Annotated in this window: 6 protein-coding genes and 3 pseudogenes; 7 read left to right on the plus strand and 2 right to left on the minus strand. The window is 61.9% G+C overall.

Features of this window, described 5'->3' with window-relative positions:
• Positions 1-203 precede the first annotated feature (203 nt).
• The 4 genes from ACQKP4_RS27410 to ACQKP4_RS27425 are packed head-to-tail and all read left to right on the plus strand — an operon-like array spanning position 204 to position 2799.
• Positions 204-512: a PepSY domain-containing protein gene (locus ACQKP4_RS27410; RefSeq protein WP_427637140.1), complete on the plus strand. Its 309-nt coding sequence runs from the start codon at positions 204-206 to the stop codon at positions 510-512.
• A complete protein-coding gene (locus ACQKP4_RS27415; protein ID WP_427637141.1) occupies positions 512-817 on the plus strand; it encodes a PepSY domain-containing protein in 306 nt (101 codons plus the stop codon). The genes ACQKP4_RS27410 and ACQKP4_RS27415 overlap by 1 nt, the downstream gene beginning before the upstream one ends.
• 3 nt (positions 818-820) lie before the next feature.
• Positions 821-1489, plus strand: a complete 669-nt coding sequence (locus tag ACQKP4_RS27420) for a response regulator transcription factor (RefSeq protein WP_427637143.1) — start codon at positions 821-823, stop codon at positions 1487-1489.
• A complete protein-coding gene (locus ACQKP4_RS27425) occupies positions 1486-2799 on the plus strand; it encodes a sensor histidine kinase (protein WP_427637144.1) in 1314 nt (437 codons plus the stop codon). Before ACQKP4_RS27420 ends, ACQKP4_RS27425 begins: the two co-directional genes overlap by 4 nt.
• A gap of 145 nt (positions 2800-2944) precedes the next feature.
• Here the strand turns inward: ACQKP4_RS27425 and ACQKP4_RS27430 are convergent, their stop codons facing one another.
• Positions 2945-3700: a methyl-accepting chemotaxis protein gene (locus ACQKP4_RS27430; RefSeq protein WP_371922087.1), complete on the minus strand. Its 756-nt coding sequence runs from the start codon at positions 3698-3700 to the stop codon at positions 2945-2947.
• A 102-nt stretch (positions 3701-3802) separates the two neighbouring features.
• Positions 3803-5092, minus strand: a pseudogene (locus ACQKP4_RS27435) (HAMP domain-containing protein); the annotation flags it as partial.
• A 234-nt stretch (positions 5093-5326) separates the two neighbouring features.
• On the opposite strand from ACQKP4_RS27435, the gene ACQKP4_RS27440 reads away from it, so the two are divergent.
• From ACQKP4_RS27440 to ACQKP4_RS27450, 3 genes and pseudogenes are all read left to right on the plus strand, one after another.
• Positions 5327-6646: a Na+/H+ antiporter family protein gene (locus tag ACQKP4_RS27440; RefSeq protein WP_427637145.1), complete on the plus strand. Its 1320-nt coding sequence runs from the start codon at positions 5327-5329 to the stop codon at positions 6644-6646.
• A gap of 191 nt (positions 6647-6837) precedes the next feature.
• Positions 6838-7614: pseudogene (locus ACQKP4_RS27445) on the plus strand (cache domain-containing protein); the annotation flags it as partial.
• 318 nt (positions 7615-7932) lie between these two features.
• Positions 7933-8520, plus strand: a pseudogene (locus ACQKP4_RS27450) (methyl-accepting chemotaxis protein); the annotation flags it as partial.
• Between the last annotated feature and the right edge of the window lie 277 nt (positions 8521-8797).

An 8797-nucleotide genomic window follows, 5' to 3' on the forward strand; every position in this document is an offset into this window, starting at 1 on the left:
CTGCATGCGGATACTGTTGATCCGGCTGAATGCCATGCTGCGCGACGGCACCGAATGGCGGTGACGAATGGCAGGGTTAAGACAGTTGCTCCCACCGTGGATTGTGGTGTGTTCATGGCCAATGATGGCAATTCAGTTTCAGTTAAGTTCGGCTCGCTAAGGTGAGCGCCGTACGCAACACACAAAAAAATACGGAGACACCCATGAAAACCCTGGCTGCCCTGTTCACCGCCTCCCTGATCACCCTGACCGCCAGCCTCGCCCACGCTCGCGACCTGGGCCCCGACGAAGCCCTGCGGCTGCGCGACGCTGGTACCATTGTGTCTTTCGAAAAGCTCAACGCCACGGCTGTGGCCAAACACCCCGGTTCGACCATCAACGAAACCGAGCTGGAAGAAGAGTACGGCAAGTACATCTATCAGGTTGAGCTGCGCGACCCACAAGGCCTTGAGTGGGACCTGGAATTAGACGCTGTCAGCGGCCAGGTGCTCAAGGATCATCAGGATACGTAATGAAGGTGCTTTCGTTTTCACGCATGGCGCTGGTGCTGTTGGCGTTTTGTCCATTGGTGCTGGCCCGCGACCTCGATCAGGACGAAGCCCTGCGCTTGCGCCAGCAAGGGGTGATTCTGCCGCTGGAACAGCTGCTGCAACAGGCACTGGATCGCTATCCGGGCTCTAAACTGCTGGAAGCGGAGCTTGAAGAAAAACACGACGTCTACATTTATGAAGTCGAGTTGCTGACCACCGAAGGCGTGGTCCGTGAACTCGATATCGAAGCCGCCACCGGCCGCTTAATCAAAGACAAGGAAGATTGACCGATGCGACTGTTGCTGGTGGAAGACCACGTGCCCCTGGCGGACGAATTGCTGGCCGGCCTCAACCGTCAGGGTTACGCCGTCGATTGGCTGGCGGACGGTCGCGACGCGGTGTATCAGGGCAGCAGCGAGCCGTATGACTTGATCATCCTCGACCTCGGCCTGCCGGGGTTGCCGGGGCTTGAAGTGTTGGCGCAATGGCGGGCCGGTGGCCTGATGACGCCGGTGCTGATCCTCACCGCGCGCGGTTCCTGGGCCGAGCGCATCGAAGGCCTCAAGGCTGGCGCCGACGATTACCTGACCAAGCCGTTCCACCCCGAAGAGCTGCACCTGCGGGTGCAGGCGCTGCTGCGTCGTTCCCATGGCCAGGCCAATCAGCCGACGCTCAAGGCCGCCGGTTTGCACCTGGACGAAGGTCGACAATGCGTGACCCGTGACGGCGCCGACATCCAGCTCACCGCCGCCGAGTTTCGCCTGCTGCGCTATTTCATGCTGCACCCCGAGCAAATCCTCTCCAAAAGCCATCTCGCCGAACACCTCTACGACGGTGAAACCGAGCGCGATTCCAACGTGCTCGAAGTCCACGTCAATCACCTGCGGCGCAAGCTGGGGCGCAGCGTGATCGAAACCCGTCGCGGCCAGGGTTACCTGTTCGGCGGGCAAGCGCAGTGAAGTCGATCCAGCGCCGCTTGAGCCTGGGCTTGATCAGTGTGATGGTGATCGTCGGCCTGGTGCTGGCGCAGACCAGCCTGTGGCTGTTCGAAATGGGTTTGCAACGCTACCTCGAAGCCGGGTTGCGCGACGACAGCGAAAGCCTGTTGGTGGCGCTGGTGCGCGGGCCGCAGGGCTTGCAGCTGGATGAAAGTCACCTGTCGCCGGCCTATCAGCGGCCGTTTTCCGGGCATTACTTCCGCATCGATTTCGCCAACAGCCATTGGCGCTCCCGCTCGCTGTGGGACCAGGAATTGCCACCGATGGATCGGCCCGGCCTGCACAGCAACCTGCAACTGGGGCCGGAAGGTCAGCAATTGCTGGTGCTGCGCTCGGACTATCGACGGCTTGGCCAGTCGATTTCGATCAGCGTCGCGCAGGATTACACGCCCGTGCGCGAAAGCTTTCTGCGCATGCAACAGGTCGGCCTGGGCCTGGGGCTGGCCGGGCTGCTGCTGATTCTGCTGCTGCAACGCATCACCGTGCGCCGCGCCTTGCGTCCGCTGGAAAAGGCGCGCGAGCAGATTGCCCAGTTGCAACAGGGCCAGCGTTCGCAACTGGATGATCAAGTGCCGGTGGAACTCGAGCCGCTGGTGGCGCAGATCAACCATTTGCTGGCCCACACCGAGGACAGCCTCAAGCGCTCGCGTAATGCCCTGGGCAATCTCGGCCATGCCCTGAAAACCCCGCTGGCGGTGTTGCTCAGCATGGCTGCCAGCGAAAAACTCGATGCCCATCCCGAGCTGCGCAAACTGCTCAAGGCACAACTGGAACAGGTCCAGCAACGACTCAATCGCGAACTCAATCGCGCACGGTTGTCCGGTGATGCGCTGCCAGGGGCGTTGTTCGATTGCGATGCGCAACTGCCGGGGTTGCTGGCCACGCTGAACATGATTCATGGCGAGCATCTGGCCCTGAGCTATCGCGCACCGGCCGGGTTGCAGTTGCCGTGGGACCGTGAGGACTTGCTGGAACTGCTCGGCAACTTGCTGGACAACGCCTGCAAATGGGCGGATGCCGAGGTTCGCTTGAGCGTGGTGGAATCGGCTGAAGGGTTTGAACTGAGCGTGGAAGATGACGGCCCGGGGATTCCCGAAGAGCAGCGTGACCAGGTGTTCAGTCGCGGCACGCGGCTGGATGAACAGACGGATGGGCATGGGTTGGGACTGGGCATCGTGCGCGACATCGTCGACACGTGGGGCGGGGTGCTGAAGCTGGAAGAAAGCGAGTGGGGCGGGTTGAAAGTGGTCATCCAGCTGCCCAAGCGCTGACACCCGTCCAAAGCCAACCCCTTAACCTGTGGGAGCGAGCTTGCTCGCGATAGCGGTGTGTCAGGCAACGTTGATGTTGAATGTACAACCGCTATCGCGAGCAAGCTCGCTCACACATTGATCTGCGGTGCAGGCTAAATCCGGGTCAAACCCGAAACTGATCCATCAGACTCTGCTGCTGATTCGCCAGGCTGTTCAACGACTGACTCACCCGCGCCGACTCATTGGCCTGCCCCGACAACGACTCGGTCACGTCGCGAATCGTCGCCACGTTGCTGTTGATCTCCTCGGCCACCGCACTCTGCTCTTCCGCCGCCGAAGCAATTTGCAGGTTCATGTCGCTGATCACCGTCACCGCCTCGCCAATCTGGCGCAACGCGGTCACGGCCTGGCCCACCTGTTCGACGCTGCCTTGTGCCTGACGATGGCTGTTGTTCATCGAACCGACCACGTCCTGCGTGCCGCTTTGCAGTTGCTCGATCACCAGGCGGGTTTCTTCAACCGACTCCTGTGTGCGGCGCGCCAGGTTGCGCACTTCGTCGGCCACCACGGCAAAGCCGCGTCCGGCCTCACCGGCGCGGGCCGCTTCGATTGCGGCGTTGAGGGCCAGCAGGTTGGTCTGCTCGGCGATGGCGCGAATCACCTCCAGCACCGAGCCGATTTTCTCGCTGTTGGCCGCCAGCCCCTCGACCTGCACCATCGCCGCGCTCATGTCGGCGGCGAGGTTGTCGATGCTGGTGGTGGTCTGATCGATCACCGTCAACCCACGGCGAGTCGCCTGATCCGCGTCCTTGGCCGCCTGCGCGGCTTGCGCGGCGCTGCGGGCGACGTCCTGGGCGGTGGCGCTCATTTCGTGGGACGCGGTGGCGACCTGATCGACCTGGCGGTATTGCTGCTCCATGCCGGCGCTGGTCTGGGTGGCGATGGCGGACGACTGGTCCGCCGTGCTGCGCGCGTCCTGCACCGAGCGTTTCACCTCGGCGATGATGGGTTGCAGCTTGTCGAGGAAGCGGTTGAACCAGCCGGCCAACTGGCCCAACTCATCCTTTTTGTCGTACGCCAGACGCCGGGTCAGGTCGCCTTCACCGCTGGCGATGTCTTCAAGCATCCGCGCCACGCCGAGGATCGGTCTGGTCACGCTGCGCGCCATCAGCCACACCAGCACCAAACCTATCAACGCCGCCAGCACCCCGAGGCCGAGTTCGACCCAGGTGCCAGCGCTGTTGCTGTCATCGAGTTGTTTTTTCAGGATTTCGGCCGGGCCGACCAGCACTTTCTCCGGCACGTCGAGCAACACGCCCCACGACTTGCCGCCGGGAATCGGCTGGAACGGCGCCAGCACTTTCAATTGCTGATCGCCGTGCAGGCTTTGGGTTTTGCTGCTGCTGGCGAGCAGGCGAATCAGCTCGGCACCGCTGGTCTTGTCCACCGCATCCAGACGCTGGCTGAGTTTGCCGGCGTCGGGGCTGTAACCGGCGAGCAGGCCGACCGGGCTGATGATGCTGACGCTGGTCTGGCCGTCGTAGAGCTTTTTGCTCGCGCCCTGACTCATCGCTTGCAGGCTGTTGAGGTTGATGTCCACCGACAGCGACGCGATGACTTTGCCGTTGACCAGCAGCGGGAAGACGACGCTGGTCATCAGTACGTTCTGGCCGTCGATCACATAGAAGTACGGTTCGATCACGCAGGGTTTGAGCGTGGTGCGCGGGCACGTGAACCAGGCGTTGGCCGGTTCGCCGCTGGGGCCGGTGCTGGTGTCGGCCATGTCGCTTTCCGGCAGCGCCATCGACGTCACTTTGCCAGGCGTCGGCTGCGACCAGTACAGGGCAAAACGGCCCTTGTCGTTGCTGCCCAACTCGGCCTGACCGGCGAACAATTCGTCCTTGCCGTCCAGCGCATTGGCTTCAAATACCAGCGACAGGCCGAGCAGGTCCGGGTTGGCTTGCAGCGCCGACTTGACCTGACGCGTCAGGTCTTCGCGCAGATCGAAGGCATCGAGGAAGCGTTTTTCCGCCTGATCGCGCAGGAACAGCACCTGACGCGAGAAGCCATGGCCGTATTGATAGGCGTCCATGAACTGCTGGCGAATGTTCAGCGCCTGGTTTTCGCCCTGGGATTCGATCCGCGCCTGGGCCGCTTCGGTGAGCATCTCCATGCTTGAGGCTTTCACCATCTCGGAGCTGTGCTCCATGCGGTACAGCGAAAGGCCCACCAGCAGGGTCACGATGCCCGCGAGGCAAAGCCCGGCCAGCAAGGTGATTTTCCATTGGATGGAAAGTTGTCTGAGCGACATGGAGACGTCCTTATTCGATATTTATCTGAGACTTTGCACTGTAGCGGCCCGGCAGCCGTTTTCTTGAGCTGCAAGCTGCCAGTGAGGACACGAAAGCTTGCAGCTTCAGGCTTGCAGCTTGCGGCTGCTTCCTTCACAGTGCGCGCCCTCTAAAAAAAACCAATCCTTCATCCGCTGGCGGCGCTTTCGCAGACTGCCGGCCGGACTCTTTTCGCGTGCCTTGAGGTAACGATGATTAATGCTGTAATTGCCGCGGTCGGCGTCATGCTGGTGCTCAGCCTGTCCCGCGTGCACGTTGTGATCGCGCTGATTGTCGGCGCCCTGGTCGGCGGTCTGACCGGTGGCCTGGGCATCGACGCCACGCTGAAAGCCTTCAACAGCGGCCTCGGCGGCGGGGCGACGGTGGCGTTGTCTTACGCACTGCTCGGGGCGTTTGCGGTGGCGATTGCCAAGTCCGGGCTGGCCCACGCGCTGGCGGACAAAGCGCTGTTGATGGTGGATCGCCAACACGCCAGCGGTGGGCGTCAGGTGAAATGGCTCTTGATCGGCTTGCTGTGGGTCGTGGCCATCGCTTCGCAGAACATCCTGCCGATACATATCGCCTTTATTCCGTTGCTGGTGCCGCCGCTTTTATACGTGCTGACCAAGCTGCAACTGGATCGCCGCTTGATCGCTTGCGTCATGACTTTCGGTCTGATCACGCCGTACATGGTGTTTCCGGTGGGGTTCGGCAACATCTTTCTCAACCAGATCCTGCTGGCCAACGTCAGCAAGGCCGGCGTTGATATCAGTCAGATCAATGTCATGCACGCCATGGCCATTCCGGCGATGGGCATGGTGTTCGGCCTGTTGGTGGCGGTGTTGTTCAGCTACCGCAAAAAGCGTGTCTACGACCTTGAGAAAATCGAGCAGGTCGAGCAGGTCAGCGTCGCCTACAACCCGATGACACTCGGCATCGCCGGCCTGGCCATTGCGGCGGCGTTCATCATTCAGTTGCTGCTGGATTCGATGATCATCGGCGCGCTGGCCGGTTTTCTGATTTTCTCGGTCTCGGGCATCGTGAAGTGGCGCGAGACCGACGACCTGTTTACCGAAGGCATGAAGATGATGGCGATGATCGGCTTCATCATGATCGCCGCCTCAGGTTTCGCCGAAGTGCTCAAAGCCACCGGCCAGGTGCGAACGCTGGTCGAGAGCGCGGCGGCGTGGATCGATCACAGCCAGGCTATCGGCGCGTTGCTGATGTTGCTGGTGGGGTTGATGGTGACCATTGGCATCGGCTCGTCGTTTTCGACCGTGCCGATTCTGGCGGCGATTTTTGTGCCGCTGTGCGTGCAACTGGGCTTCAGCCCGATGGCGATCGTGTGCATCGTCGGCACCGCCGGTGCACTGGGCGACACCGGTTCGCCGGCGTCCGATTCGACGCTGGGCCCGACCTCCGGGTTGAATATCGACGGCCAGCATCACCATATCTGGGACACCGTGGTCCCGACGTTCCTGCACTACAACCTGCCGCTGCTGGCGTTCGGCTGGGTCGCCGCGATGGTTCTCTGATCCCATTCCGCCCCTGTGGGAGCGGGCTTGCTCGCGAAGACGTCGTCACATCCAAGCTCAACGTGACTGATTCACCGTTTTCGCGAGCAAGCCCGCTCCCACAGGGGATTGGGGGGCGGCGATTCAACTTTTGACTTGGCGTGCCGTTAAAGCCTTTAACCCCGCCAACAACATCAAAAGAGCGAACCGTCATGCGCCTGAGCCTGAAGGCTAAAGTCCTGTCACTTGCCGTTCTCCCGGTATTGCTCTTTGCGCTGATCATCAGTCTGACCACCTTGTTCGTGCTGCAGGAGCAGGCGCACAAGGAAGTCGAGGAAACCCGCCAGCGCCTGCTGAACGATGCCAAGGCGACCCTGCAAAGTTACGTTGCCGTGGCGATGACCGCGATCAAACCGCTGTACGACGCGGCCGCCCCCGGCGATGACGCGGCGCGGGCGCAGGTGGTCAAGTTGTTGTCGAGCATCAGCTACGGCAAGGAAGGCTACTTCTTCGGCTACGACTCCAACACCGTGCGCCTGTTCAAGGCCAACAGCCCGGAAGGCGTGGGCCAGAGCTTCAAGGACAACCGCGATCCGAACGGCGTCTACGTCAACCGCGACCTGGTGAAAGTCGCCAAAGACGGCACGCACTATCTGCAATACAGCTCGCCATTGCCGGGCAACTCGCAAGTGCTGGTGCCGAAACTCGGCTACACCGAATACCTGCCGAAGTGGGACATGGCGGTCGGCACCTCGGTCAACCTCGACGGTATCGAAGCGCAAGTGGCGGTGGTCGAGGCCAAGGTCCAGGACCGCATGGAAGGCGTGTTGCTGAGCATCATCGGCATCGCCGTCGTGGTGCTGGTGGTGATCGCCGCCGCCGGGATGCTGCTGGCCAATACCATTCTGCGGCCATTGACCCTGATGAAAGCCAACCTCGATGACATCGCGGCGGGCGAGGGCGACTTGACGCGCCGGTTGACCGTCACCAGCCAGGATGAACTCGGCGAACTGGCCGGCTCGTTCAACCGCTTCGTCGACAAGATTCACAGCCTGGTGCGCCAGATCACCGAAATGACCTCGCAACTGACCGGGCTGGTCAATCAGGTGTCCGATCAGGCCCAGCGCTCGGACCAGGCGATGGAGCGTCAGCGTCACGAAACCGATCAGGTCGCGACGGCGATCAACGAGATGTCGGCGGCGGCGCAGGAAGTGGCCAAAAGTGCACAAAACGCGGCCATCGCGGCGCAGCAGACTGACGAAGAAGGTCAGGCTGCCAAGCGCGTGGTGGCCGGCAGCATTGTGAAAATTCATGCGCTGGTGGATGACATTCGCAGCAGCGGCGTGTCACTGGACAGCCTGCAAAAAGACGTGTCGTCGATTGTCAGCGTGCTCGGAGTGATCCGCTCGATTGCCGAACAGACCAACCTCCTGGCACTCAACGCCGCCATCGAAGCCGCCCGCGCCGGTGAAGCCGGGAGAGGCTTCGCGGTCGTGGCGGACGAAGTACGGGCGCTGGCCAGCCGCACGCAAATCAGCACCCAGGAAATCCAGGGCATGATCGACCGCTTGCAGGCCGGCACCCAATCGGCGGTGGAAGCCATGCGCCGTTCCAGCGAGGCCGGCGACGGCACCTCGGCGCAGGCCAACCAGGCCGGCGAATCGCTCGACACCATGGCGCAACTGATCGGCACCATTAACTCCATGAACGCACAGATCGCCAGCGCCGCCGAAGAACAGACTGCCGTGGCCGAAGAGATCAACCGCAGCGTGCACCAGATCGCGGTGGCCGTGGACAACGTCGCCGACGAAACCCAACAGGGCGCGCAAACCTCCCGCAGCCTGGCCGACCTCGGCCAGCGACTGGGCCAACTGGTCGGGCAGTTCCGAATCTGATGCCGGGAAACCGGATGTGTGATCACCACCTACCACCTGTGGGAGCGGGCTTGCCCGCGAAGGCGCCCTAACAGTCGATGATGTGTTGACTGACCCTCCCTCTTCGCGAGCAAGCCCGCTCCCACGGTTTGTCCGTGTGAAACCGGATGTGTGATCACCACCTACCACTGTGGGAGCGGGCTTGAACTGGTCAAGTAATCTTGGACACCGATTAAGGTTTCACGCCGCCAACTTCTCCCTGGCGACTGGTGACCGATAGTCGTTGTAGCTATGCGGC

The sequence above is a fragment of the Pseudomonas sp. NPDC086278 genome, assembly GCF_050280905.1.
Taxonomy (GTDB): domain Bacteria; phylum Pseudomonadota; class Gammaproteobacteria; order Pseudomonadales; family Pseudomonadaceae; genus Aquipseudomonas.